General features: G+C 60.1%; 27 protein-coding genes. 16 read left to right on the top strand and 11 right to left on the bottom strand.

All coding sequences use genetic code 11. The features are described 5' to 3' along the window. Positions 1-74: 74 nt before the first annotated feature. From HGP14_RS18085 to HGP14_RS18075, 3 genes are read right to left on the bottom strand one after another with little or no spacing between them, the layout of a single operon-like run. Positions 75-602: a DUF1697 domain-containing protein gene (locus tag HGP14_RS18085; protein WP_168831308.1), complete on the bottom strand. Its 528-nt coding sequence runs from the start codon at positions 600-602 to the stop codon at positions 75-77. A gap of 19 nt (positions 603-621) precedes the next feature. Beyond that, a complete protein-coding gene (yidD, locus tag HGP14_RS18080) occupies positions 622-1,020 on the bottom strand; it encodes a membrane protein insertion efficiency factor YidD (protein ID WP_168831232.1) in 399 nt (132 codons plus the stop codon). 12 nt (positions 1,021-1,032) lie between these two features. Then, on the bottom strand, positions 1,033-1,479 hold the full coding sequence (locus tag HGP14_RS18075) for an iron-sulfur cluster assembly scaffold protein (protein ID WP_168831231.1): 447 nt from the start codon (positions 1,477-1,479) through the stop codon (positions 1,033-1,035). Between the two features lie 305 nt (positions 1,480-1,784). Here HGP14_RS18075 and folE point away from each other — a divergent pair, with 305 nt between their 5' ends. The 3 genes from folE (at position 1,785) to HGP14_RS18060 (ending at position 3,960) form a co-directional block, all read left to right on the top strand. Next, positions 1,785-2,399: a GTP cyclohydrolase I FolE gene (gene folE, locus HGP14_RS18070; protein WP_168831230.1), complete on the top strand. Its 615-nt coding sequence runs from the start codon at positions 1,785-1,787 to the stop codon at positions 2,397-2,399. Between the two features lie 24 nt (positions 2,400-2,423). After that, positions 2,424-2,876, top strand: a complete 453-nt coding sequence (gene hisI, locus HGP14_RS18065; RefSeq protein WP_168831229.1) for a phosphoribosyl-AMP cyclohydrolase — start codon at positions 2,424-2,426, stop codon at positions 2,874-2,876. A 115-nt stretch (positions 2,877-2,991) separates the two neighbouring features. Then, on the top strand, positions 2,992-3,960 hold the full coding sequence (locus HGP14_RS18060; protein WP_168831228.1) for a patatin-like phospholipase family protein: 969 nt from the start codon (positions 2,992-2,994) through the stop codon (positions 3,958-3,960). Between the two features lie 25 nt (positions 3,961-3,985). On the opposite strand, the gene HGP14_RS18055 is transcribed toward HGP14_RS18060, so the two are convergent. Next, on the bottom strand, positions 3,986-4,420 hold the full coding sequence (locus HGP14_RS18055; RefSeq protein WP_168831227.1) for a CBS domain-containing protein: 435 nt from the start codon (positions 4,418-4,420) through the stop codon (positions 3,986-3,988). A 101-nt stretch (positions 4,421-4,521) separates the two neighbouring features. Next, on the bottom strand, positions 4,522-5,292 hold the full coding sequence (locus HGP14_RS18050; RefSeq protein WP_168831226.1) for a rhomboid family intramembrane serine protease: 771 nt from the start codon (positions 5,290-5,292) through the stop codon (positions 4,522-4,524). 295 nt (positions 5,293-5,587) lie between these two features. Here HGP14_RS18050 and HGP14_RS18045 point away from each other — a divergent pair, with 295 nt between their 5' ends. The 6 genes from HGP14_RS18045 to HGP14_RS18020 all read left to right on the top strand — a co-directional run bounded on the left by HGP14_RS18045 (position 5,588) and on the right by HGP14_RS18020 (position 11,190). After that, positions 5,588-6,202 (top strand): PAS domain-containing protein, encoded by a 615-nt coding sequence (locus HGP14_RS18045; protein ID WP_168831307.1) that lies wholly within the window; start codon positions 5,588-5,590, stop codon positions 6,200-6,202. Positions 6,203-6,324: 122 nt separating this feature from the next. Next, positions 6,325-6,936 (top strand): PilZ domain-containing protein, encoded by a 612-nt coding sequence (locus HGP14_RS18040; RefSeq protein ID WP_168831225.1) that lies wholly within the window; start codon positions 6,325-6,327, stop codon positions 6,934-6,936. Positions 6,937-7,596: 660 nt separating this feature from the next. Next, positions 7,597-8,196 (top strand): transglutaminase-like cysteine peptidase, encoded by a 600-nt coding sequence (locus tag HGP14_RS18035; RefSeq protein ID WP_168831224.1) that lies wholly within the window; start codon positions 7,597-7,599, stop codon positions 8,194-8,196. 229 nt (positions 8,197-8,425) lie between these two features. Further along, positions 8,426-9,178, top strand: coding sequence for a hypothetical protein (locus HGP14_RS18030; RefSeq protein WP_168831223.1), 753 nt, complete (start codon positions 8,426-8,428; stop codon positions 9,176-9,178). Between the two features lie 135 nt (positions 9,179-9,313). Continuing rightward, positions 9,314-10,807: a serine hydrolase gene (locus HGP14_RS18025; RefSeq protein ID WP_312862150.1), complete on the top strand. Its 1,494-nt coding sequence runs from the start codon at positions 9,314-9,316 to the stop codon at positions 10,805-10,807. Positions 10,808-10,917: 110 nt separating this feature from the next. Continuing rightward, entirely contained in the window at positions 10,918-11,190 is a 273-nt protein-coding gene (locus HGP14_RS18020) for a hypothetical protein (protein WP_168831221.1), read from the top strand. A 2-nt stretch (positions 11,191-11,192) separates the two neighbouring features. On the opposite strand, the gene HGP14_RS18015 is transcribed toward HGP14_RS18020, so the two are convergent. Both HGP14_RS18015 and HGP14_RS18010 read right to left on the bottom strand, forming a co-directional pair. After that, positions 11,193-11,630, bottom strand: coding sequence for a DUF1489 family protein (locus HGP14_RS18015; RefSeq protein ID WP_168831306.1), 438 nt, complete (start codon positions 11,628-11,630; stop codon positions 11,193-11,195). Positions 11,631-11,692: 62 nt separating this feature from the next. Beyond that, a complete protein-coding gene (locus HGP14_RS18010) occupies positions 11,693-13,099 on the bottom strand; it encodes an L-serine ammonia-lyase (protein WP_168831220.1) in 1,407 nt (468 codons plus the stop codon). A 179-nt stretch (positions 13,100-13,278) separates the two neighbouring features. Between HGP14_RS18010 and HGP14_RS18005 the strand changes: the two genes are divergently transcribed. Further along, positions 13,279-14,046, top strand: coding sequence for a DUF599 domain-containing protein (locus tag HGP14_RS18005; RefSeq protein ID WP_168831219.1), 768 nt, complete (start codon positions 13,279-13,281; stop codon positions 14,044-14,046). Continuing rightward, the gene (locus tag HGP14_RS18000) at positions 14,046-15,047 is read left to right on the top strand and encodes a heparan-alpha-glucosaminide N-acetyltransferase (protein ID WP_168831218.1); all 1,002 of its coding nucleotides are present in this window, start codon (positions 14,046-14,048) and stop codon (positions 15,045-15,047) included. Before HGP14_RS18005 ends, HGP14_RS18000 begins: the two co-directional genes overlap by 1 nt. A gap of 4 nt (positions 15,048-15,051) precedes the next feature. On the opposite strand, the gene HGP14_RS17995 is transcribed toward HGP14_RS18000, so the two are convergent. Further along, positions 15,052-15,444, bottom strand: coding sequence for a MerR family DNA-binding transcriptional regulator (locus tag HGP14_RS17995; RefSeq protein ID WP_168831217.1), 393 nt, complete (start codon positions 15,442-15,444; stop codon positions 15,052-15,054). 62 nt (positions 15,445-15,506) lie between these two features. After that, on the bottom strand, positions 15,507-16,922 hold the full coding sequence (gene mgtE / locus HGP14_RS17990) for a magnesium transporter (protein ID WP_168831216.1): 1,416 nt from the start codon (positions 16,920-16,922) through the stop codon (positions 15,507-15,509). A 235-nt stretch (positions 16,923-17,157) separates the two neighbouring features. Between mgtE and HGP14_RS17985 the strand changes: the two genes are divergently transcribed. Further along, positions 17,158-17,652: a peptide deformylase gene (locus HGP14_RS17985; protein ID WP_168831215.1), complete on the top strand. Its 495-nt coding sequence runs from the start codon at positions 17,158-17,160 to the stop codon at positions 17,650-17,652. An 87-nt stretch (positions 17,653-17,739) separates the two neighbouring features. Beyond that, positions 17,740-18,237: a BON domain-containing protein gene (locus HGP14_RS17980; RefSeq protein ID WP_168831214.1), complete on the top strand. Its 498-nt coding sequence runs from the start codon at positions 17,740-17,742 to the stop codon at positions 18,235-18,237. 122 nt (positions 18,238-18,359) lie between these two features. Here HGP14_RS17980 and HGP14_RS17975 read toward each other — a convergent pair whose 3' ends face one another. Further along, complete coding sequence (locus HGP14_RS17975; RefSeq protein ID WP_168831213.1) at positions 18,360-18,686, bottom strand: hypothetical protein; 327 nt, start codon at positions 18,684-18,686, stop codon at positions 18,360-18,362. Positions 18,687-19,015: 329 nt separating this feature from the next. On the opposite strand from HGP14_RS17975, the gene HGP14_RS17970 reads away from it, so the two are divergent. The 3 genes from HGP14_RS17970 to HGP14_RS17960 are packed head-to-tail and all read left to right on the top strand — an operon-like array spanning position 19,016 to position 22,276. Beyond that, positions 19,016-19,474 (top strand): (2Fe-2S)-binding protein, encoded by a 459-nt coding sequence (locus tag HGP14_RS17970; protein WP_168831212.1) that lies wholly within the window; start codon positions 19,016-19,018, stop codon positions 19,472-19,474. A 4-nt stretch (positions 19,475-19,478) separates the two neighbouring features. Further along, positions 19,479-21,632, top strand: coding sequence for a xanthine dehydrogenase family protein molybdopterin-binding subunit (locus HGP14_RS17965; RefSeq protein ID WP_168831211.1), 2,154 nt, complete (start codon positions 19,479-19,481; stop codon positions 21,630-21,632). 2 nt (positions 21,633-21,634) lie between these two features. Further along, positions 21,635-22,276 (top strand): Isoquinoline 1-oxidoreductase subunit, encoded by a 642-nt coding sequence (locus tag HGP14_RS17960; protein ID WP_205927207.1) that lies wholly within the window; start codon positions 21,635-21,637, stop codon positions 22,274-22,276. A 110-nt stretch (positions 22,277-22,386) separates the two neighbouring features. Here the strand turns inward: HGP14_RS17960 and HGP14_RS17955 are convergent, their stop codons facing one another. Continuing rightward, positions 22,387-23,130 carry an SDR family NAD(P)-dependent oxidoreductase gene (locus HGP14_RS17955; protein WP_168831210.1) on the bottom strand — a complete coding sequence of 248 codons (744 nt, stop codon included), beginning with the start codon at positions 23,128-23,130 and terminating at the stop codon, positions 22,387-22,389. Positions 23,131-23,170: the final 40 nt, after the last annotated feature.

Below are 23,170 nucleotides of genomic sequence, written 5' to 3'. Positions count from 1 at the left end.
TGAAGCGCTTCGTCCGTGCGAACGCGCCGCCGCCTGATACCGAGATTTGGCGAGCGAGTAAAGAAAAAGCCGGTTCAGCCGATCATTTCGGCAAGACCGCGGACCGTGTTCCAGTTGCGGAGCGTGCCGATGCCCATGCGCTTGGTGGTCAGCGCCGAGAGCAGCTTCCACTCGCTGGGTTTACCGGCAAAATCGATCCAGAGATCGCCGGCGGTGAGCGCCAGACGCTGATTGGGGTCGGTGTACTTCCCGAGCGCGTCGAGTACGGAGCGATCGAGAGGCTTTCGCATGACGCGGACGATGACCTCACTGCCCTCACCGTCCGGAAAGGGATTGGCCTCCGCGAGCTTCAGCCAATCCCCGCCCCTGCGGACGATGATATCGACAGCCTTGCCGAACCGTGCCTTGAAGGCTGCCTCAAGTTTTGCCTCGATGTCACCGAGTGGTGCGTCGGCTGCTTCGAAAACGATATTGCCCGTGGAAACGAGCGTCCGCGGATTGCGGTAGCCGAGTGCTTCCGTCATGTCGCGAAGATCTGACATCGCCACACGGCGACCTGGCCCAAGCACGATACTATGAAGGAGTGCGACGTAGGTGGTCATACCCGGCATGGACATGCCGTCAGCCTGCTTTTCGTCCAAGCGCAAGATAGCGCCACGGCGTCCACCAGTGGAAACGGTGTTCGAGGCGTTCCGGAACCGGATCAAGCCCGCTGGTGCCGCCCGGACCGCAGCGCCCGACGCGGAAGAGCGTCATCCAGCCGCCGGCCCAAAGCCCATGGCGGGCAATGGCCTCATAGCCATATTCGGAACAGGTGGGGATATGCCGGCACGAGTTACCGACGAAGCCGGACAAGGTCAGTTGATAAAGCCGAATACAGCTCATTCCGAGCAGGCGATCCGGGGTCTTGCGGAACGGGCCGGTGTAGTTTCGGGAAAACCGCAGCGGCTCTTTCCGAGGGCCGGCTGCGCCGCCTTCGTCCTCCTGGTCATTGTGGCTGATGAAGCAGAATTCGCACATCGCTAGCGCCGCTCACGCCTCAACCGTTTCGGCGCGCTTTGCTTCGATCTGCCCGATTGCGTCCACGACGGCGTCGAAAGTCAGCATGGTGGAGGCGTGCCGCGCCTTGTAGTCCCTGACCGGGCGAAGGTAGCGCATATCCTCGAAGCGACCTTCCGGACCCTCCCCGTCCGCCTTCAGCATCGCAAGCATGTCTTCACGGGCTTTACGCACTTCGCCGGCGGTCGCGCCAACGACATGGCGCGCCATGATCGAGGAGGAAGCCTGACCGAGCGCGCAAGCTTTCACGTCATGGGCGAAATCCGTAACCGTGTCGCCTTTCATCTTTAGCCAAATCGTCACCTTGGAACCGCAGAGTTTCGAATGGGCCTTGGCGCTGGCGTCGGCATCCGGCAGGCTGCCGGTCAGCGGAATATTGCCTGCAAATTCGAGAATTTTGGTGTTATAGATATCTTCCATGATGAATTCCGCTCCAGATTGCCGCGGACCGGCTCATTCGGCGGTCATTGTAACACAAACAAAAAACACACCGTGTCGTGTTAGCATACTTACATGACGACGCCGTCTTCCTATATGTATGTCGTTCGAAGGCCATAAAAATGCAATGGCCTCGGGTAAGTTTGATTAGGAAACCGTGCCGGACGGGCTATAAGTTGCCCCGAAAGCCCCGGAGCCTGCCAAAGGTGCAAAATTCCTGACAAGGGATGCCAGTGGCGAGTCCGAAAGACGATCCGCACGTTCGCGGATCAGGAGACTTGAGCAGTATGGACGCCATCGTAAAGAATTTTCCGCAGACCAACCGTGACTCGGAACGCCCCAGCCAGAAGGAAGCTGAAGACGCAGTTCGCGTCCTGCTCCGCTGGGCTGGTGACGATCCCTCGCGTGAAGGGCTGATTGATACCCCTACCCGCGTCGCCAAAGCCTATCGCGAACTCTTCGCCGGCTACGACATGGACCCGGAAGAAGTGCTCGGCCGCACTTTCGAGGAGGTCGCCGGTTACGACGACATGGTGCTCGTGCGGGACATTCCCTTCTTCTCGCATTGTGAACATCACATGGTTCCGATCATTGGCAAGGCGCACGTCGCCTATATTCCCGATGGCAGGGTGCTTGGCCTTTCGAAGATCGCCCGCGTCGTCGAGATCTATGCGCGCCGCCTGCAAACTCAGGAAACCATGACGGCGCAGATCGCAAGTGCGATCGACGAAACGCTGCGTCCGCGCGGCGTTGCGGTCATGATTGAAGCTGAGCATATGTGCATGGCCATGCGCGGCGTTCAGAAGCAAGGCTCCACCACATTGACGACAACCTTTACTGGAAGTTTCAAGGCCGAGCCTGCTGAGCAAGCCCGCTTCATGACGATGGTACGGAGCCGTTGATATCGGCTCCAATGAGGGAGCCGAATGATGTCATTTGCATTTAATGCGCCGTCCGAAGACAAATCCGAACTAGAAGACGCCGGTGATTTCACGCCGCGCTTCGACGATCGTGGCCTGATCGCCGCGATCGTCACCGATGCGCATGACGGCGAACTGCTGATGGTTGCGCATATGAACGCGCAGGCTCTTGCGCTGACGATCCAGACAGGGAAGGCACATTACTTCAGCCGCTCGCGGGGCAAACTCTGGATGAAGGGCGAAACTTCCGGCAACGTCCAGATGGTGAAGGAAATACGCACCGACTGCGATCAGGATGCAATCTGGCTTAAAGTAGAGGTCGCGGGGCACGATGCTACGTGCCATACTGGACGCCGTTCCTGCTTCTACCGGACGGTTAATCTTCAGGACGGAAAGCCGATGCTCGACATCGTCGATGATGAGCTGCATTTCGACCCGAAAGACGTTTACGGCAAGTAGCGCGTGGCGGCGTCTGCTTGCTTTTGGGCCACGGAACGGCGGTTATATACGATTTGGAAAGACTACGGGACGAGTATTACAGACGACTATGTTTCTGCTGCGAGGGAGGCGCAACATGCTGAATTGGAATTTGAACCGCCAAGGCTCTCAGGCAAATAATTCCGCTTCCGGCAGTCCGACAGTCCCAGCCACTACGCCCCCCGCAGACTCCTCCCCTCTCCCTAACAAGGCGAAGATCGCGCTGGCGCTCGGCGGTGGCGCCGCGCGCGGCTGGGCGCATATCGGCGTGCTGCGCGCGCTGGACGAGGCAGCAATAGAAGTCGGCATGATCGCTGGTACCTCCATCGGTGCGCTCGTCGGCGGCTGCTATCTTGCCGGCAAACTGGATGAGCTAGAAGCCTTCGCCCGGTCGCTGACGATGCGGCGTATTGCAAGCCTGCTTGACCTCACGATCGGCGGCAGCGGGCTTTTCGGCGGCATGCGTCTGACGAAGCGGATGCAAGAGCATCTCGAGGGCTTGAACATCGAAGACCTCAGCCGCCCTTTTGTGGCGGTCGCCGCGGAAGTGAACACCGGTCACGAGGTCTGGATTGCGAATGGTTCCCTGATTACCGCGCTGCGAGCATCCTATGCTCTACCCGGCATCTTCGAGCCGGTCCGCAGCAACAACCGGACCCTGGTCGACGGCGCGTTGGTCAATCCGGTGCCGGTTTCGGTTTGCCGCAGCTACGAAGAGCCGCTCGTCGTGGCTGTCAATCTGAACTACGATCTGTTCGGCCGTTCCGCGGTCGTCAAGCACAATGCAAGCCTTACGCTTCAGGAAATGCAGAAGCAGGAGGAAGCACCTTATGCACGCCTGGGAATGACCGGCGTGATGGTACAGGCCTTCAACATCATTCAGGATAGAATTTCGCGCGCCCGGCTTGCCGGCGATCCGCCGGATATCTCGTTGCATCCGCGTCTCAGCGACATGGGCCTTTCGGAATTCCACCGGGCCGGGGAAGCGATCGAACGCGGCTACGAGGAAGCCAAGGCGCGGCTTCCTGAAATTCGCAGAATGCAGGAAGCGTTTGCGAATACCTAGTCAGGTATGAGGACCGGCAAATGCATCAGCCTGCGATATAGGCCTTGATCTCTTCTGCCTCGCGTTCGACTTCTGCGATACGCGTCTTAACGACGTCACCGATCGAAATGATGCCGGTGAGCTTGCCATGTGCTTCGACCGGCACGTGCCGGAAACGCCGGCTGGTCATCAGTTCCATCAACTCGTTGACGGTCGTTTCCTCGTGACAGCGGAAAACTTTGGATGTCATCAATGAGACAACCGGTTGATCGAGGCATTCCTTGCCAAACTTCGCAACAGCATTGACGAGATCGCGCTCGGTGAAGATCCCCGAAATGCGATCATCCGCACCGAGGATGACGACGGCGCCGATCTTGCGGCTGTTCAGTATCTTTGCCGCTTCGGCCGCTGTGGTGTTCGGCCCGACCGTGACGACGTCGCGGCCCTTTTGGTCCAGGATGGCTTTTACGGTGTTGGACATTCGAACCCTCCCATGTCGAAAGCGAAACGCTTAACTGATCAGTGGCTTCCACGCGGCTGCGAGTTCCAATGCCGATCAATCGGAATGGTGCACTCCCGCGCTCAAGATTGCAACATATCGTGTGCTTCTGAACTATCAGGACCCGTCGGTATGTTCCGGTCGAACAGCGGGAAAAGGAAGAATCCGAAAATAAAGCCGCCGATATGGGCATCCCAGGCGATCGGTTGGCTCGGATCGCCGATCAGCGGAATGCCCACCGCGATCAGCACATTGCCGAGCAGCCAGAAGACTGTGAAGACTATGACCGTCCGGCTCCGCAGGGACTCCATAACGGACAGGCGCGGATTGAGATGGGCCGGACGCAGCATCCTGCGTTCCGCCGGAAAGGCAAAGCGGCAGGCCGCCCCCATGAGGGCAGAAACGACGCCGGAAGCCCCTATGAGCAAGGTCGGATTACCCCAGTTCAACCCGGCATGAAGCGCAGCCGAGGCGACCGACGAGAAAATCCAGAATATGACATAGCGCGACGCGCCGATGCGGCGCGCGACCGGCGCCCCAAAGGCCATCAGCCAGAGTCCGTTGAAGAGGATATGCTCCACGCTGCCGTGCAGCAGCGAATAGGTCACCGGCGACCAGAGCCATTGCGGCCCCTGCTCCGAGAACGGGACCACGTAGCGTGCCGGAATGAACCCGAAGTTGAAGAACAGCCAATCGACAGCGTCTGCGGGAAGAAGGACCGATTGGACGGCATAGATCGCCCCGAGCAGACAGAGCGTCGCGAGCAGGATGCCGGGCAGATTGAAGATCGGCGTCCGTGTCTTTGCGGCCGGGGTTTCGTCTGCCGACTCCGGCTCTGTCCTGTGGTCTTCCATATCCGTCCTCGCCGGTTCAGGCCAAAGCCTTACAGGAGCGAAGGTCAAAAAAAAAGCCGTCCGGAAGAACCAGACGGCTTGCCGGACATCCCCCGAGTATCCCTCGTGCCCGATCAGTACGTGTGCCGAACTTCGTTTCCGAAGCGATGGGCAACCGTCGCACGACAAGGCTTCGCAGCGCAATCGAAACCGCTCCTTAACCTTAACTCGCCGCAATTGGCATGAAATCCGCTAGGTAGAGAGCAAAAGAACCCTTCAGGCTCGAACTCGAACCAAAATGAAACAGGTTGGCACCGTGCGCCATCAGACGATCATCGATATCTATGACTACTGGAACCGCCTGCGGGGCTCTGGCGACGCCCCGCTGAAATCGCAGATCGAGCCGTCGAGCCTAGGCCATATTCTGCCGAGCCTCTTCATTCTTGAGAAGAACGACGGTCTGGGCGCCGTCACCTTCCGGCTTGCGGGCACGCGGATCTGTGATCTCTTTGGGCGCGATCTGCGCGGTGAAAGCTTTGCGGAACTGTTCGGCGATGGGCATGCTCTCGATATCGAGGCAACGCTTCGTGGCGCCATGGAGCATGTGATCCCCACGCTGCTCAATGCCACCGGCTACAGCACGGCGGGGCACCAGGCCAGCTTTGAGATCATCGTCATGCCATTGCGCTCCGAAGATGGTCGCCCCGAGCGGCTGCTCGGCGCAATCGCACCGTCCGTCGCGGCAAGCTGGCTGGAGATCGTTCCGCTTGATTTCCTGGCGCTGGACCGTAGCCGTCTTCTCCGCGACAGGCCAGCTCAGGACCGGAAGGAAAGCTGGCCATATGCGGCCGTCAGCGAACGCCCGCACGGTGTCGGTGCCTTCATCGGCCGGGTGATGTCTTCATTGTTCTCAGGCCCGGCGCCGCACTGACCGTCTCATTGCGACACAGTTCGCTTTATGCTCCGAGGTGTATCGACCTTCTTCAGGACAACCTTCTGTTAAGGGGTTGCCGGTTATGATCGGTGTATATCATTTCATGAAGAAGTTCTTTCATGCACTCGTTCCAGCAAGCCCAGCCGCCCCGGATTGCGCCGCGTCCCGAACAGGGTGTTTTCCAGCGCGTGCCCATCCATATGCAGGGCCGCCTGATGCTTGCGAACTACGAAGAATATGAATGCACCGTGATCGATATGTCGCCGGGCGACATGTATGTCACCTGCAACGGCCGTCCGCGCGCCAATGAGCGGGTCGTCGCCTACATCGATCATCTCGGACGCGTCGAAGGCCACGTCCAGACCGTGGACGTGCGCGGCTTCACGATGTCGATCAACGCCACCGAACGCAAGCGGGAAAAGCTGGCGGCACAGCTGACGTGGCTCGCCAACAAACACGAGCTCGGCCTGCCGGAAGACCGCCGCCACGATCGTCTGACGCCGCGCGAGACCCAGACCGAGTTGACGCTCGAAGACGGCACGCGATACACCTGCCGCATCATGGACCTTTCGCTTTCGGGCGCCGCAGTCGACGTCGACGTGCGCCCTGCCCTCGGCACGGCGATCCGCCTCGGCAACATGCGCGGCCGCGTGGTCCGTCATTTCAGCGAAGGCGTCGCGCTCGAATTCCTCTCGCTCCAGTCCCGCGAGACCTTGCGCGAGTTCCTCTAGGCGATTGTCATCTTAGTGTCATCGATATGAGAGATGAACGCCGCCCCAACCGGTGGCTTTCTCATGTCCTTGTTTTATCCCGAAATCGAGCCCTACGAAGAGGGATTCCTGGAGACCGGTGAACGGCAACCGGATCTAGGGCGCTCACAACCGCTTGGGAACTGGCCGAAGCATGGCCTAGCAGCCGCCTTGTCGTGATTGAAAACGCGGCGCACGCGACATCGAACACCGCTATCTCCTCCGCGATCGTCGCGGCAACCAACGAATTTCGCGAAACTCTTCGAAAATAATTTTTGCGGGCTGCAGCTGAGATCAGCCGCGCTGACCCGCCAAACTCAGCCTTCCCGCCTGATTTACACACCCGTCCGTGATGCTCGGATGTCGATTGGCAGCCAGGCAACCTCCCGAAATCCGGCCTTGCCGTTAACTTTTGCATGGAGAGCCGCCGCTTGCGTGGCCTCCGGGCGTTGTTCTGACGCTTAGAGTTTTATTCAAATTTACGTCGAAACCGCATCCAATTTTACGCGTATTCGACTTTGTTTTTAATCAGGTTTTATGCGCCTTTGAATCAACTAAGCCTTTAATTCTATTGCGTAATTTTGCGGCAGATAAAAACGTCTGTGCCATTATCGTCCTCATAGAACAGGGACGACAAAAACGATGTTCAATGCAATCAAAGGCGGCTTTTTCGGCGGTATACTGCTGATGGCGATGGCGGGCGCGGGACAAGCGGCGCCTGGCAGCATGACACTAGCAGGCAATGCCAGCCCACCGATCGGCCACTACGAATTTTGCAGGGCAAATCCGAGCGAATGCGCCTACGCCGGCGGCGACGCCGGTCCGGCGATCCTGACGGAAGAGCGCTGGAAGACGATCCTCAAGATCAACTACGAGGTCAACTCGCAGATCAAGCCGATGACCGACATGGAAATCTATGGCGTCGAAGAGCGCTGGGCCTACCCCCGCACCGTCGGCGACTGCGAGGACTTCGCGCTGCTGAAACGCAAGATGCTGATCGACGACGGCTTCTCGCCGTCCGACCTGCTCATGACCGTCGTCATGCAGCCGAATGGCGAAGGCCATGCCGTGCTGACGGTCCGCACAGACCACGGCGACTTCATCCTCGACAACATGCGCAACAAGGTGATGCTCTGGGCCGATACCGAGTACACCTTCCTGAAGCGTCAGTCCGCCGATGATCCGGCACGCTGGACGAAGTTGCAGGACGGCCGTGCCGTCGCAGTTGGTAGCGTACGCTAAGATGAATTGCACCCGCCGGGGGTACCGGCAGGTTCCACTCGGCCCGGTCCGTCCCCGCATCCCGTCCCGACCGGTGCCCTGAGCCGCTCCCGCTGTCCCGGGAGCAGCTTACTTTTTCAAGCTCATCCGAATTAACCCTTCCTTTACCGAACTGCTGGATCTTTTCGCGAGATTAAGCACCGGCGGCTCCAGTTTCGTTTACGGCGGTCAGACAACTGAAGAGCCCGCCATGAGCCACTTTGCCCGTAGCGCCGACACACCCGATGAGGCGCCCCTCTTTTCCAACGGCTTGATCGTGCGATTGATCGCGCTCGTCACCGTTCTTGCCACGCTGACGCTTGCAATCAGTATTGGTGGCCGCTGGATCGGGCGGCACATTACGCTGGCGGGAAATACCGACAGCACGGAGGCAGTCACGATCGCCATTGGCCGCGACGCACTCAATCTGCCTGAAAATGCCTTGCGCTTCCCAAGCCAGAGGCACAACGGAGTGGCAGAACGCGCCGACATTTACCTCACATGGCCAGAGATGCAGGGCTATTCGAAGGAGTACCGTCAGCGCTTTGACGACATATCGCTGTCCGCCAATCTCATCTTCGTGCAGATCACCCAGAGCACGATGTCGCAGGACATGTCCGGCCGGCTCGAGCCAATCTATTCGCATCTGACGGAGGGAGCCGCCGTTCCTTACGGCCACGGCCTGACGCTCCGCAAGTTGAAGGCCGAAGCGGGCTATGGCGGCGAGGTTCTGCTGACCGGAGCGCGTGCAAACCAGACCGAATATGCCGTGCGCTGTATCCTGCCCTCGTCCCCGGCCGATGCGACAAGCGGGGATTGCCAACGCGACATTAAAGTTGGGAAGGATCTCAGCGTCCTTTATCGTTTCTCAAGCCGTCATTTGCAGGACTGGGACCATATTGATGCCGCTATTCGAACCTTTGTGGAAGCGCGGCTTGTGACCCGTACCGCAACACCCCGCTAAAAAGCAGCCGGACGGCGAAGCAAACGATTAATCATAAACGGATTGGTAACCCCACCAGGCTAACGTCAAAAGACAATGGTCGCGCCGATACGGATGTGCGCGCCGACCACTAGTGAAATGCAAGCGAAGAGTTAAATAGTGTCAAGGTCTGTATCCTTCGTACCGTCGCCGAGGTCCGGCAATTTCCTGTTCAAGATTCTGGCTGTGGTTGCGATCGCAACAACCGCCTTTCTCGCTGAATCGGTCACCGCAGAAGCAGAAGCCGCCAATCCGAAATATGCGGGCATTGTCGTCGATGCGAAAACGGGGAACGTGCTCTACAGCGAGAATTCCGACCGTCTGCAATACCCGGCGTCGCTGACGAAGATGATGACGCTATACATGGTCTTCGAGGCGCTTGAGCAAGGGCGTATTCGTCTGGACACACGCGTTCCCTTTTCCGCTCATGCATCTGCGCAGGCTCCGACCAAGCTCGGTGTGAAAGCCGGCAATTCGATCACCGTCGAGCAGGGCATCCTTGGTCTTGTCACGCTCTCCGCCAATGACGCGGCAACCGCGCTTGGCGAATTGCTTGGCGGCAGCGAAGACCGTTTCGGGCAGATGATGACGGCAAAGGCACATGCGCTCGGCATGACCCGCACCACCTATCGCAATGCCAACGGCCTGCCGAATACGGCTCAGATGACCACGGCGCGCGACCAGGCCCGTCTCGGCATCGCTCTTCGTCAGCATTTTCCGCAGTATTACGCCTATTTCTCCACGCGTAGCTTCAAGTTCGGCAACCGCATCATCCGCAGCCACAACCGCCTTGTCGGTTCCGTGCGCGGCGTTGACGGCATCAAGACCGGCTATACTCGCGCTGCCGGCTTCAATCTCGTGAGCTCGGTGCAGGTGGATGGCAAATCGATCGTCGGCGTCGTCATGGGCGGAACGTCGACACCTGCCCGCGATTCTCAGATGCGCAAGCTCATTGCGGCTTACCTTCCAAAAGCTTCGACGCGCGGTGGCTCGAACCTAATCGCCGAGAAGGCGCCAACCCCTGCGGCCGACGCTTCGGTCGCTACCGCTGACGTCGATCTGCCGCACAAGGGTCCGACGCCGGATACACGTTACGAGGTGGCATCGGCAGCGGTTGCCTATACCGACTCGCCGGCTCAAAGCTCCGAAAACCCACTTGTTGCACAACAGAAGCCCGAGATACCTGCTCCGACGAAGGTGAAGACGACGAGCTTCAAGCAGGCCTCGGTCGCCGTTCCGTCTCCCGCCCCGGCCTACATGCCGCCGGAGCAGGCTGCCAGCGATCCGGTTGATGCGGTAACGACCGCCTCCGTGGCCCCGCAGCCAGCTGCTGCAAAGCGCGTCTTGAGCGCGGAGCAGGAGCCGAGCGGCTGGGTTGTGCAGATCGGTGTGTCTTCCAGCCGCGACATGGCGATGGACTTGCTGGAAAAGGCGAAGAGCAAGGGCGGCAAGGCGCTGCGTTCCGCGAAGCCTTTCGCCGTCGCCTATTCAAATGGTGGCGACCAGATTTATCGCGCTCGCTTTGGCGGCTTCGACGACCAGCGCGAAGCTGTGAATGCCTGCAACGCCCTCAAGCGTACAGGCGTGAAGTGCTGGGCCTCGGCCCAATGAGATTTACGGCGCCGCTGGCCTTTCCTGCGGCGCCGTTCAAGGCCGGATTCGGTGTTCGCGACGCCGGCTTGAGTTCCTAACCTCGATTTGTAATGCGTACGGGGACGAATATGGCAACGAATGGCAATATTACGGGCTTTCCGCCGCGCGGGTCAGGCAGGCCGGGACGGTTCGGCTTTCATCCGCTGCATGAGGCTGCTCTCCGGCTCGCCGAAATCGGCTTGCATCGGCCGAGAGCGAAATCGGCGAAGACCAAGGACCTCATCAACTTGCTGCTCTGCCATGGCGCGCGCGCCTGGCGCTATTCGCAGCCCGAAGCCCGCATTCACCTGCACGTCACCTGCGCGGATGGCAGGTCGCCGGTCATGCTGCGGCTGCGCTGAACCTAGAGCAGCCCAAGCTCAGAGAGCTCGCGGCGTAAATCTGCGGGCATTTCGGCAACGCCATCGCCGAGCGTCGTGATATCCCGCGGCACATCTTCTTCCGGATAATAGCGCCAGCCCTGGAACGCGCGTTTTGGCTGCACGGCGGTTTCGATGACCTCCGGCCCAAGCACGAGGTGGCATCGGCCGATCCCCTCGCCGTCTGTGAAGGTTTCGATGTCCAGCAGCTTCTGGCGCGCCTGCACCTGTCCCTTGATCACCCAATAGAGCGAACCGCCGTCGAGCAATTCTTCTACGCGTTTCGGGACCATGCGCGTCGTGTGCACGGAATGTGGCTCGAGGCCAGCCGCAATCGCTCGAAGCGAACGTTCGGCCACCCACTCGCGCAGGTCCTCGATCGAGTCTGCACCCACGCACAATTTGATGAGATGTAATGCCATGCTGCCGTTGAAATCCTTTTGACCGGCAGCGTCAAGCATCTACCGGCTGCAAGTCCACAACGTCAGCACTCGACGACATTGACGGCCAGACCGCCGGTTGAGGTTTCCTTGTATTTCTCGCTCATGTCGTGGCCGGTCTGACGCATGGTTTCGATGCAGGCGTCGAGCGGCACGAAATGCTGGCCATCGCCCTTGACGGCGAGTGAGGCGGCCGTCACCGCCTTTACCGCACCCAGCGCATTCCGCTCGATGCACGGCACCTGGACGAGACCCGCAACCGGATCGCAAGTCATGCCGAGGTGATGCTCGAGCGCGATTTCGGCAGCATTTTCGATCTGTGCCGGCGTCCCGCCCATCACGGCCGCGAGCCCGGCCGCCGCCATGGCCGCCGCCGAACCCACTTCACCCTGACAGCCGACTTCGGCGCCGGAGATGGAGGCATTGTGCTTGATGATGCCGCCGATGGCCGCCGCAGTCAGCAGATAGTCCCGGATCCCGTCCTGATCCCAGTCCTCGTGGAAATGCTCGTAGTAGCGGATCGTCGCGGGAATGACGCCGGCTGCACCATTGGTCGGCGCGGTCACCACGCGGCCGCCTGCGGCGTTCTCCTCGTTGACGGCCATGGCATAGACACTTAGCCAGTCGTTGGCGAGCAGCGGATTGATGCGGTTGCTGCGCCACTCCTCCTGCAGCTTGTCATGTATTTTCCGCGCGCGCCGCCGGACGTTCAGGCCGCCGGGCATCACGCCGTCAACCTTGAGCCCTCGTTCGATGCAGGAGCGCATCGCCTCCCAGATACGGTCGAGCCCCTCATCCAGCTCCTCGCGGCTCCGCTGGCTCTCCTCGTTGGTGCGCTTCATCTGGGCGATGCTGAGGCCGGACCGTTCCGCCATCTCCAGCATCTGCTTGGCTGTGGCAAACGGATATGGAACCTTGACCGCACCTGCGGCCGCCTTCTTCTTGGCCCGCATCTGTTCGAGCTCGGTATCGGTGACGACGAAACCGCCGCCGACGGAGTAATAGATGCGCTTCAGCAGCAGCCGTTCGTCCTTGTCATAGGCGGAGAAGATCATGCCGTTCGCATGCCCCGGCAGCGGCTGTTTCTTGTCGAAGATCAGATCGTTCTTCGGCATGAAGAAATACGCCGGATGGCCGGGCGGCGTGATGCGGCCGGAGCGTTCCACCTGGTCGATAATGCCGTCCATCTTGTCAGGATCGACACTGTCCGGCTTCTCTCCCATCAGGCCGAGAATGACCGCCCTGCCCGTTCCGTGGCCGATGCCGGTATGTGCGAGCGAGCCGTGCAGGCTGACCTTGATGGCGGCAACCTGTGCGCCCGACGACGGGCGTGGCCATTCATTTGAAAGGATCAGGTCGAGGAAGCGATTGGCAGCCGACATCGGCCCCATCGTATGCGAGCTCGATGGCCCGATACCGATCTTGAAAACGTCGAATACCGAAAGGAACATGCCTGCTTCCTATGAAAATCTTCCGCCAGACTATCCGATGGCCTATTTCGGCACTCGCGGCGGACCGACATCCCGTTTAATTGGCGCGACACTAAAACGAACGGGCGCGTCTTGCCAGTCATTGCAGCATGCATTTGCATCTGTAGAGTGGCGGCGTCGAATCTAGGATTGAATCATCGATGCTTTCGGTGGCCGATTATATCGCACTGGCTTTCTTCACCATACTATGGCTCGGCTATTCCTGGCTGCTGCGCGGCAGGACATTCTTCGGCCGCACGAGCCTGACCCACGCCATGAGCGAGCGGCGGCGCGAATGGATCTACAACTCGCTGCGTCGCGACCTCAAAATGATCGACACGCAGATCATGGCCGGATTGCAGAACGGCACAGCCTTCTTTGCATCGACCTCGATCTTCGCAATCGGCAGCTGCTTTGCGCTGCTCGGCGCGACCGAGAAGGTGAATGCGGTCTTCGCCGATCTGCCCTATGTCTTTAACGGCGGCACTGCGAGTTTCGAACTCAAGGTCGGAGGACTGGCCGCTCTTTTTGCCTACGCGTTCTTTAAATTCGGTTGGTCCTACCGGCTCTTCAACTACTGCAGCATCCTCTTTGGGACCATCCCGATGGTGCGAGAGGCCGAGAGCGATATCGTTGCGGCCGAGCGCGCCGCCGAACGCGTCATCCGCATGAACATCCTTGCCGGTGGACACTTCAACGAGGGTCTTCGCGCGATTTTCCTGTCGATCGGTTATCTCGGCTGGTTCATAAACGCTTACGTTTTCATGGCGACGACGGCGATCATCGTCGTCGTGCTGACACGAAGGCAATTCTTCTCCGAGGCGCGTCTGGCCATCATGGATGTCAAACCGCCATCAAATCTCCACCTTTCTGCTATTCGCCGCGACATGTCGGCGAATGGCGGCAATGATTTGTCCAAGGAGCTCTGATGGCTATTTCAGCAAGCGAAAACGAGGCGTCCGTCCGGGTGCCCCGCATCGGGCTGCTCGATACGGCGCGTGGCGTAGCGCTGGTTGCGATGGCCACCTACCACTTCAGCTGGGACTTGGAAGCAATGGGCTATCTGGCGCCGGGTACGGTGGAGACCGGCTGGCTGAAGATCTATGCCCGGGTCATCGCCAGCACCTTCCTTTTCATCGCCGGCATCAGCATGGCGCTTTCGAGCAAGCCGGAGGTCCGCTGGCCGTCATTCTGGAGACGCTTCGCGATGATCGCCGGTGCAGCGCTTGCGATCTCCGTCGTGACGCGGTTCATCTTCCCGGGTGAATGGATATTCTTCGGCATCCTGCATTGCATTGCCGTTCTCAGCTTGCTTGGCCTTGTTTTCCTGCGTCTGCCGCTGCCGGTGACTATTGCCGCGACGGCGGTTATAACCGCGGCATGGGTTGTGGATACATGGATTGCACCGAACTTGCTGCGCTCGCCGGTCTTCAATCCGCGCTATCTTGCCTGGATGGGCTTCGCCGAAATGCCTCAGCGATCGAATGATTACGTTCCGATCTTCCCCTGGGCAGTGCCGTTCATGCTTGGCGCCATGGCGACGCTGCTTGCCATGAGGACGGGGCTGTTCGACAGGCTTGCTAAATTCGGCACCGGCTCCACTCTGCTTGCGAGGGCCGGCCGCCACAGCCTTGCTTTCTATCTAATTCACCAGCCGGTCCTGTTTTCCATCGCCTATGGGCTCACGATGGTCATACCGCCCGCGGTGCCCGATCTTGGTGAAATTCATATGAAACAGTGCAACCCGGCTTGGTGCGACGGCATGGATGCGACATCCTGCCAAACCTATTGCCAATGCACCCTAACGGAACTGCAGCAGCAAAACCTCCTGGTGCCGTTCCACTCAGGTGCCGTCAAACCTGAGGACGAACGGATTCAATCCATCGCCAACCAGTGCAGCATTAAGGCCTTGCCAGCCCAGCAACCCTAACGGCTCAGGTGCCGACGCCGATTTCGGCGAGGCGGCCGAGGCAGGCCTCTTCGATGTTGTCGAGTTCCGTCAGCGTATCGTCGATGTCCTTGCGCTTCTGGCGCAAATCCTCGCGCTTTTCATCGATGCGCTTCATCAGCAGCTTCAGCTGCCCAAGTTCGCCCGGCGGCTCCTTGTAGACCTGGATGATTTCGCGGATCTCGGCGATCGTGAAGCCGATACGCCGCCCGCGCAGGATTTCCTGAATCAAGCGCCGATCGGCCTGGCGGAACAGGCGCGTGCGTCCGCGCCTCTCCGGATGGATCAGACCTTCATCCTCGTAAAAGCGCAGCGTGCGCGTCGACACGCCAAATTCGCGCGTTAGCTCCGTTATGCTATAGTATTTGTTCACAGGCATTGGCTTCCCACTCTCGCGCCGCATCATATTGACTTTTACGTAATAGTCAATTTTGGTACGGCTCAGATACCGAACCACCACGTGGCGATCCCGAGGAAGGCGAAGAAACCGGTACAGTCCGTGACCGTCGTCACGAAGACGGACGACGCTATGGCCGGATCTGCGCCCACCTTGTCAAGAAGAAGCGGCAGAAGAATGCCGGCGAGCGCCGCAGCCATAAGGTTGATGATCATCGCAGCCCCAATGACGACGCCAAGCTGATAGTCATGGAACCAGGTGCCGGCAATGGCGCCCAGGAGGGTAGCAAAGAGGACGCCATTCATAATGCCGACGCCCGCCTCTCTGCGGATGATGCGGCCAGCATTGTATATGTCGATATCGCGGGTCGCGAGCGCGCGCACTGTCACCGTCATCGTCTGCGTTCCGGCATTTCCGCCCATCGAGGCGACGATCGGCATCAGCACAGCAAGTGCGATCATCTTCTCGATCGACGCGTCGAACAGGCCGATGACACTTGCGGAGAGCATGGCTGTGCCGAGATTGATGAACAGCCACAGGAAGCGCGACCGCACCGTCGATATGACATTGTCCGACAGCTCTTCGTCACCGACGCCGCCGAGGCGCTTGATGTCCTCGTCGGCCTCCTCGTGGATCACGTCGACGACGTCGTCGATGGTTAGCACGCCGACAAGGCGGCCGTTCTCGTCCACGACGGCGGCGGAGAGCAGGTCGTACTGCTCGAAGAGCTGCGCCGCCTCTTCCTGGTCCATTTCGGCCGGGATCGGATGGCTCGTTTCGCGCATGATCGCTTCGATCTTCGTCTGCCGCTTGGTGCGAAGGATTTGGTCGAGATCGACCGCGCCGAGCAATTTGAAGGTGGGATCGATGACGAAGATCTGCGTGAAGGAATAAGGAAGGTCCTCCTCCTCGCGCATGTAGTCGATCGTCTGTCCGACCGTCCAAAATGGCGGCACGGCGACGAACTCGGTCTGCATGCGACGGCCGGCGGAACTTTCCGGGTAGTCCAAAGCCCGGCGAAGGCGCACCCGCTCCGTGAACGGCAGCTGCGCCAGGATTTCTTCCTGGTCTTCCGTGTCGAGGTCTTCGAGAATGTAGACTGCGTCGTCCGAATCGAGCTCTCCGATCGCCGCCGCGATCTGCTCGTTCGGCATCTGATCGACGATTTCGCGCCGAATCGCCTCGTCGACTTCGGTCAGCGCCGTCATGTCGAAATCGTCGCCGAGCAGGTGCACAAGGGCCAGGCGCTGATCCGGTTGCAGCGATTCCAGCAGGTCGCCTATTTCCGATTCGTGGAGACGCGCGACGTGCTGCCGGAGAAAGATCGTGTCCCGATCGGCAATGGCGGCGCCGACAAGCGCCAGAAAGTCGCTCCGGACATTGCCGTCTTCGTCGTAGATATCGGCTCCTTCATCGTCGGAACGCCTGCGGATGCGGTCTTCTTCTCCAGTGTCCGTCATCTGCCGCCTCGCATTTTTCAAGATTAACGCCTGTCGCCAGTTCGGAGAATGGCGGCTGAAAAAGCATTGTCAACAAGTGGATAAGCGAATTGCGACCGCTTTCTCCGACGGCTTCAATTCCCTTCCCCCGCTAACCGAAACGTACCGTCCCGTCCAGAGCCGAACGGCCTCCCCAGATGACAATGCGACGCCTTGCCGGTAGTTTCCGCCACAACTGAACAAGGACTGACAATCGATGGCCATCCTCCCCATACTTCGCTATCCGCATCCCGGGCTGAAGACGATCTGCGAACCGGTAAGGCTCTTCGATTCGGCACTATCTCGGCTCGCAGACGATCTATTGGAGACGATGCGTGCGGCGCCGGGCGTCGGCATCACCGCAGCCCACGTCGGCATCTTTCAGCGGGTGGTTGTGATCGAGCTCGGCAAAGAAGATCGGGTTCGGATCTATATCAACCCTGAGATCGTTTCGGTTTCCGATAAAGTGACGCGCAACACCGAAGGCAGCGTGTCGATGCCGAGCGCCACCGAAGAAGTAACGAGACCCGGCGCAATCCATTTCCGCTACCAGGATCTCCAGGGCGTCCAACATGAAGAGCATGCGGACGGCTTCCTGGCCATCTGTATCCAGCATGAAGCCGATCAGCTTGATGGCGTCTTCTGGCTCCAGCGCCTGTCGAAGCTGAAGCGCGACCGTCTGATCCGGAAGTGGGAAAAGACCGCCCGCTAAAAAGACCGCCCGCCAATTTGACGGAGCTCTGCCGAACTATTCCCGGTCGTGAACGTTCTTCGGACAACCAGTCTGAGGAGAACACGAATGGCGAAGACGAACGACAAGAAGCCCGTATCGCGCGAAGACGAGTACCGTGACTACGAAGAACGCAACCGTGACGAAGGCTGGCCATATGCCGACGAGCCGGGCGCCGCATCGACGGACCCGGCGAATCGGCCTTACGGGGCAACGCCCGCCAACTTCGACCGCGACCCCAACCCCGGCTTCCGCGTCGATGGCACGGACGAAAACGGCGACGAAAATCGACTCAAGGATTCACTTGAGCCTCATGCGATCGACCGCGACGATAGCGATGAGCTCGAAGCGCGGGTCACCGAGAACCTCGAACAGGTTCCGGACCTGGACCTCAACAGCATCGACGTTCACGCCGACGGTCATACCGTGACGCTGGAAGGTTCGGTGGAGACGATCGGCATGGCTCGCAAAGCTGAGCTTGCAGCACTCTCCGTCGATGGCGTCCGCCATGTCCTCAACCGGCTGGAAACGATCGGAGTCGATTCGCATATTCCGGACGAGGATTGATGAGCCCGCTTGCGCGTGAGCGCGCAAGCGAAAATCGCTGCAAGCCGCGCGTTTTTGACTTTTACATAGATCGAAAAGGCCGGTGCGTGTTTGGCCCGGCCTTTTTCATCACCTGGAGGCGCCTATCGGCAGACGCGGATGCTTTCCGTGTGCCAACCACCGTCATAAGCGTTCGGGACTCGACGGTCCTCGAACCAGCAACGCGGCGGTGGTGGCGGCGGGGGATCGATGTATCGCGGACCGCTGCTGTTGACGATCGCGCCGCCGATGAGGCCGCCGATCACACCGGCAGCCAAACCGCCGGCAATTGCATTGCCATTGCCATTATGATGGTGGTGATTGTTGTAATGCCGCCGGCGCCAGTCGTCTGCTGACGCAGAGCCGGCCACGGTAAGGACGCTGCTGGCCGTTATAACGGCGATGAGCGTGGACAAGACTAGTCTTTTCATTTTGTCTCCGTTGGGATTAGAGCCTGCCCCACCCGCAGAATCTCAAATTGCACGTTTACGCTTAACGGCTCGTGAACGAACTTTTTGGCGGAATAAAGAACACCGGCGGCGCTCTCGATGGGTCCGTCTACCCGGCGCGGGCAGACCGCATTAACGTAGCGCCGAGGACAGGTACGGAACCTTCTGCTCCGCCAGCTCGGAAGGCAGAACAATCCCATGCTTATCGCGCGGGCCGGCCTTGCAAAATGTAACTGGCGACCTCCGCGGTTTACTGGTAGTTTCGCAGGCGCTGGGGTGTTCGTCGGGGACGGCTTTCAGCCGATATTCACATGTCTTATGATCTTGTGGTCAATGGCAAGCAATATGCCATCGATGTGGATGGCGACATTCCGCTGCTATGGGTCTTACGCGACACCATAGGGCTTACCGGAACGAAATTTGGCTGCGGCATCGCAATGTGCGGCGCCTGTACGGTGCATGTCGATGGCGTGCCCGTGAGGTCGTGTGTCATGCCGCTCGCCGATGCGGTGGACAAGCCGATCACCACGATCGAGGCGATTGGCGAGACTGCCGAGGGCGCCCGTGTGCAGAAGGCCTGGCTCGACATAGATGTCGTCCAGTGCGGCTACTGTCAATCCGGACAGATCATGTCCGCGGCCGCGCTGCTCGCTGCCAATCCGTCGCCGACCGACGGCGATATCGATGCCGTCATGGCCGGAAATATCTGCCGATGCGGTACGTATCCGCGCATTCGAGCCGCCATCAAGGCGGCCGCACAGGCGAGGTGATGCGATGTCCATTCATGACAAGATCAATCTCGCCGTCTCGCGACGCAACTTTCTGATCGGCGCGTCGCTGACAGGAGCGGGCCTCGTCATTGGCCTGCAGCCTTCGCCTTCGTCCGCTGCCGAAGAGGCGTTTGAACCGAACGCCTTCATTCGCATCCCTGCCGAAGGCAAGATCGTCTTCGTCATGCCGTCCGTGGAAATGGGACAAGGCGTTTATACTTCGGTCGCCATGCTGCTGGCCGAAGAGTTGGAGGTCACCCTGGATCAGGTGGTGCTGGAGCATGCACCGGCCGATCCCACGCGTTATGCAAACCCTTTGCTGGGCGACCAGATCACCGGCGGCTCCATCGCCATCCGCGGTGTTTACGCGCCGATGCGCAAGGCGGGCGCCGCCGCTCGCATCATGCTGGTGAACGCTGCGGCGCGTGGCTGGGGCGTCGCGCCGGAAACGTGCAACGCCGAGGCCGGGCATGTCGCCCACGCCGCAAGCGGCCGCCGCGCTGCCTATGGCAGCCTGATACAGGCTGCGGCATCCGAAGCCGTTCCGCAGGAAATGCCCCTGAAGCCTGCGTCCAGCTTCAAGCTGATCGGCCAGTCCATCCGGCGTCTTGACAGTCCGGAAAAGGTCAACGGTACGGCGAAATACGGTATCGACGCCCGCCCGGAAGGCGTGTCTTACGCGGCGATCGCGATCTGTCCCCACTTCGGCGGCAAACTGCGCGCGGTCGAAGACGGACCGGCAATGGCGGTAAAGGGCGTCAAACAGGTCGTCCGGATAGAGGATGCTGTTGCCGTGGTCGCCGACAACACCGGTGCCGCAAGAAAGGGGCTCGCGGCTCTCTCCATCGAATGGGAGCCCGGCCCGAATGGCGCTCTTTCGCTGGTTGATTTGGAGAAGCGCGCGGAAGATGCAATTGGCGGCAACGCTCTGCCACACATCAATGTGGGCGATGTTGCGAAAGCGGAAGCCGAGCACGGACCTGCGCTTGAGTTCGTCTACCGCCTCCCGATCCTCACCCATTCGGCCATGGAGCCGATGAACTGCACGCTCCATGTCCGCACTGATGGCTGCGATGTATGGGTCGGCACGCAGATCATGGGACGAACAAGGCAGGTCGTCGCTGATGTTACAGGCCTCCCCTTGGAAAAGATCGTCGTGCACAACCACTTTCTCGGCGGCGGTTTCGGCCGGCGACTGGATGTCGACGGCGTCATTCTGGCGGCGAAGATCGCAAAGCAGGTGGATGGCCCCGTCAAGGTCACCTGGAGCCGTGAGGAGGATATCCGCCACGACTGTTACCGCTATCTCAACTACAGCAAGGTCACCGCGACCCTGGGGCCGGACGGCTTACCCGTTTCCTGGCGTCATCGTGTCATCGGCCCCTCGGTCATGGCACGCTGGCTGCCGGCCTTCACCCGCAATGGCATAGACCTTGATATCATGGGTGGTGCAGAGACGCCCTATGCGATCCCGAACAAATATACGGACTTCGTCCGCCACGAGGCGCCGGACGGCATGTTGACAGGCAATTGGCGCGGCGTCGGCGCGACCCGCAATGTGCCCGTAGTTGAAGGCGGTATCGACGAGTTGGCCCATGCTGCCGGCGTCGATTCGCTGGAGTACCGGCGGCGCCTGCTTCAGCATAAACCGCGTCTCCTCGCCGCGCTCGATCTGGCGGCGGACAAGGCCGGATGGACAACCGCCCTCCCGGCCGGCAAGGGAAGAGGCATTGCTGTCGCGGAGGATTTCGGCAGTTTCGCCGCGATGATCTCGGAAGTGAGCGTCGGAGAAGACGGAAAGCTCAAGACGGACCGCATCATCTGCGCCGTCGATTGCGGCCAGGTCGTCAACCCAGACACGATCGAAGCCCAGATACAAAGTGGCATCATCTACGGTCTCAGTGCCGCTCTCTACGGACGCATCACCGTCCGGAACGGTGCCGTGGTGGAGAGCAACTTCGACGATTCTCCCGTTCTGCGGATCTACGAGACACCCAAGATCGAGGTCCACATCGTGCCGAGTTCCGAGGCCCCAGGCGGCATAGGAGAGGTCGGCACGCCTGGTGTCGCACCCTCGCTCCTCAACGCGATCTTCGCGGCGACCGGCAAGCGGCTGCGGTCGTTGCCGATCAATCAGAACGAATTGCGGAGGGTGTGATCATGACGAAGCGGATTTTCGCTATCCCGCTCGCCGCCGTTCTTGCTGCGAGCGGGATCGTTGCCGGCATGGGGTCCATGCAGAGTCATGCTGAAACATCCGATGGCGGAGCTCTCAAGGCCGTCTCTGACTTTGATACGATTGCGGACACCAGCGCGCGCTCGAAGGCCATCTTCGAGGAGGCAAGCCGCGTCCTGACGCACCCGCGCTGCATCAACTGCCATCCGGCAACGCGCAGCCCGACGCAGGGTGAGGACATGCACCCGCATGTGCCGTTGATGAATGCCAGCCAAAGCTCGGTAGGTCCGGCGGGACTTGCATGCAGCACCTGCCACGGTGCCGAGAACCGTCCGATCGTCGGCAGCCGCATGAAATCCATTCCGGGGAACGCGCACTGGTCATTGGCGCCGGCCAGCATGGCGTGGCAAGGGCTGACGGTGGGCGAGATCTGCCAACAGGTGAAAGATACGAGCCGGAACGGCAATCGTTCCCATGCCGATCTCATACGCCATACGGGCGAAGACCATCTGGTCGGCTGGGCCTGGCATCCGGGCGCAGGACGCAGCGCCCCTCCCGGCTCGCAGGAGACCTTTGCCGCCCTGATCGCCGCCTGGGTGAATACCGGTGCCGAATGTCCGGATTGATCACTGGACGTTTCCGGCGCTTTCAGCTCTCGGGACTGGGAACTCGGGCTGCTAGCTTCGTCGAGCAGGACGGCAGTCGTACAAGAGAGACCGCCGCCCGACTGTCACGCCTAGGCGGTGTATCCACCGTCGACCGAAAGTGAGTGACCGACCATGAACGTCGAATTGCCGAGGGCAGCGAATACGATTGCCGCTGCCACTTCCTCCGGCCGTCCCAAGCGCTGTGAAGCCAATGCTCGTGCCATGCTGTCCTTGCCAGCATCGCCCCCTGCAAAACGGGTGAGCATGTCGGTGTCGGTGGGACCAGGTGCCACCGCGTTGACACGCACTCCGGAGCCGGCCACCTCGAGCGCGGCCGCCTTCGTCAGACCTTCGACGGCATGCTTACTGGCAGTGTAAACCGCCGCGCCCGCAGCACCTTTTTTTCCGACAGCAGAGGATAGATTGACAATGCTTCCGCTCCCTTGGGCAAGCATCACTCGCAATTCATGCTTCATGCACAACAGAGTTCCGAGGACGTTGGTGTCGAAGGTTGCGGCATAGGTTTCGGCAGTCTGGTCAACAATCGGTCCAAGAATGCCATCGACGCCCGCGTTATTAACCGCGGCGTCCAAGCGACCAAAATGGGAAACGGCGCTGTCGATCATGTGACGAACCTCGTCCTCGTAACGGACATCGGCACGGACGAATTCTACCTCCGCTCCCGTTTTGCGCATTTCCTGCGCAAGGGCGAGGCCTTCCTGCTCACGTCTCCCTGAAATCACCAGTCGCGCTCCCGCTTGCGCGAAGGCAAATGCGGTGGCGCGACCGATACCGGCCAGGGCACCGGTGATCAATACAACAGGAGAAGTCATTGTTATTCCTTTCGATTTTGGTGATGTGGGCATGGAAGGA

The organism is Rhizobium sp. P32RR-XVIII, from assembly GCF_012641395.1.
GTDB lineage: Bacteria > Pseudomonadota > Alphaproteobacteria > Rhizobiales > Rhizobiaceae > Rhizobium.
Note: the sequence above shows the minus strand (reverse complement) of the source record. Positions and strands in the feature narration are given on the sequence as shown.

Excerpts from the sequence above, each read along its gene's own strand:
- HGP14_RS17955 (WP_168831210.1), bottom strand. The coding sequence starts at position 23,130 with ATGACTTCTCCTGTTGTATTGATCACCGGTGCCCTGGCCGGTATCGGT.
- HGP14_RS18000 (WP_168831218.1), top strand. The coding sequence starts at position 14,046 with ATGGCTATTTCAGCAAGCGAAAACGAGGCGTCCGTCCGGGTGCCCCGC.
- HGP14_RS18020 (WP_168831221.1), top strand. The coding sequence starts at position 10,918 with ATGGCAACGAATGGCAATATTACGGGCTTTCCGCCGCGCGGGTCAGGC.
- HGP14_RS18015 (WP_168831306.1), bottom strand. The coding sequence starts at position 11,630 with ATGGCATTACATCTCATCAAATTGTGCGTGGGTGCAGACTCGATCGAG.
- yidD (WP_168831232.1), bottom strand. The coding sequence starts at position 1,020 with ATGTGCGAATTCTGCTTCATCAGCCACAATGACCAGGAGGACGAAGGC.
- HGP14_RS18035 (WP_168831224.1), top strand. The coding sequence starts at position 7,597 with ATGTTCAATGCAATCAAAGGCGGCTTTTTCGGCGGTATACTGCTGATG.
- HGP14_RS17975 (WP_168831213.1), bottom strand. The coding sequence starts at position 18,686 with ATGAAAAGACTAGTCTTGTCCACGCTCATCGCCGTTATAACGGCCAGC.
- folE (WP_168831230.1), top strand. The coding sequence starts at position 1,785 with ATGGACGCCATCGTAAAGAATTTTCCGCAGACCAACCGTGACTCGGAA.
- HGP14_RS18030 (WP_168831223.1), top strand. The coding sequence starts at position 8,426 with ATGAGCCACTTTGCCCGTAGCGCCGACACACCCGATGAGGCGCCCCTC.
- HGP14_RS18040 (WP_168831225.1), top strand. The coding sequence starts at position 6,325 with ATGCACTCGTTCCAGCAAGCCCAGCCGCCCCGGATTGCGCCGCGTCCC.
- HGP14_RS17960 (WP_205927207.1), top strand. The coding sequence starts at position 21,635 with ATGACGAAGCGGATTTTCGCTATCCCGCTCGCCGCCGTTCTTGCTGCG.
- HGP14_RS17965 (WP_168831211.1), top strand. The coding sequence starts at position 19,479 with ATGTCCATTCATGACAAGATCAATCTCGCCGTCTCGCGACGCAACTTT.
- HGP14_RS18055 (WP_168831227.1), bottom strand. The coding sequence starts at position 4,420 with ATGTCCAACACCGTAAAAGCCATCCTGGACCAAAAGGGCCGCGACGTC.
- HGP14_RS18085 (WP_168831308.1), bottom strand. The coding sequence starts at position 602 with ATGACCACCTACGTCGCACTCCTTCATAGTATCGTGCTTGGGCCAGGT.
- HGP14_RS18010 (WP_168831220.1), bottom strand. The coding sequence starts at position 13,099 with ATGTTCCTTTCGGTATTCGACGTTTTCAAGATCGGTATCGGGCCATCG.
- HGP14_RS18005 (WP_168831219.1), top strand. The coding sequence starts at position 13,279 with ATGCTTTCGGTGGCCGATTATATCGCACTGGCTTTCTTCACCATACTA.
- HGP14_RS17980 (WP_168831214.1), top strand. The coding sequence starts at position 17,740 with ATGGCGAAGACGAACGACAAGAAGCCCGTATCGCGCGAAGACGAGTAC.
- HGP14_RS18075 (WP_168831231.1), bottom strand. The coding sequence starts at position 1,479 with ATGGAAGATATCTATAACACCAAAATTCTCGAATTTGCAGGCAATATT.
- HGP14_RS17970 (WP_168831212.1), top strand. The coding sequence starts at position 19,016 with ATGTCTTATGATCTTGTGGTCAATGGCAAGCAATATGCCATCGATGTG.
- HGP14_RS18050 (WP_168831226.1), bottom strand. The coding sequence starts at position 5,292 with ATGGAAGACCACAGGACAGAGCCGGAGTCGGCAGACGAAACCCCGGCC.
- HGP14_RS17985 (WP_168831215.1), top strand. The coding sequence starts at position 17,158 with ATGGCCATCCTCCCCATACTTCGCTATCCGCATCCCGGGCTGAAGACG.
- hisI (WP_168831229.1), top strand. The coding sequence starts at position 2,424 with ATGATGTCATTTGCATTTAATGCGCCGTCCGAAGACAAATCCGAACTA.
- HGP14_RS17995 (WP_168831217.1), bottom strand. The coding sequence starts at position 15,444 with ATGCCTGTGAACAAATACTATAGCATAACGGAGCTAACGCGCGAATTT.
- HGP14_RS18060 (WP_168831228.1), top strand. The coding sequence starts at position 2,992 with ATGCTGAATTGGAATTTGAACCGCCAAGGCTCTCAGGCAAATAATTCC.
- mgtE (WP_168831216.1), bottom strand. The coding sequence starts at position 16,922 with ATGACGGACACTGGAGAAGAAGACCGCATCCGCAGGCGTTCCGACGAT.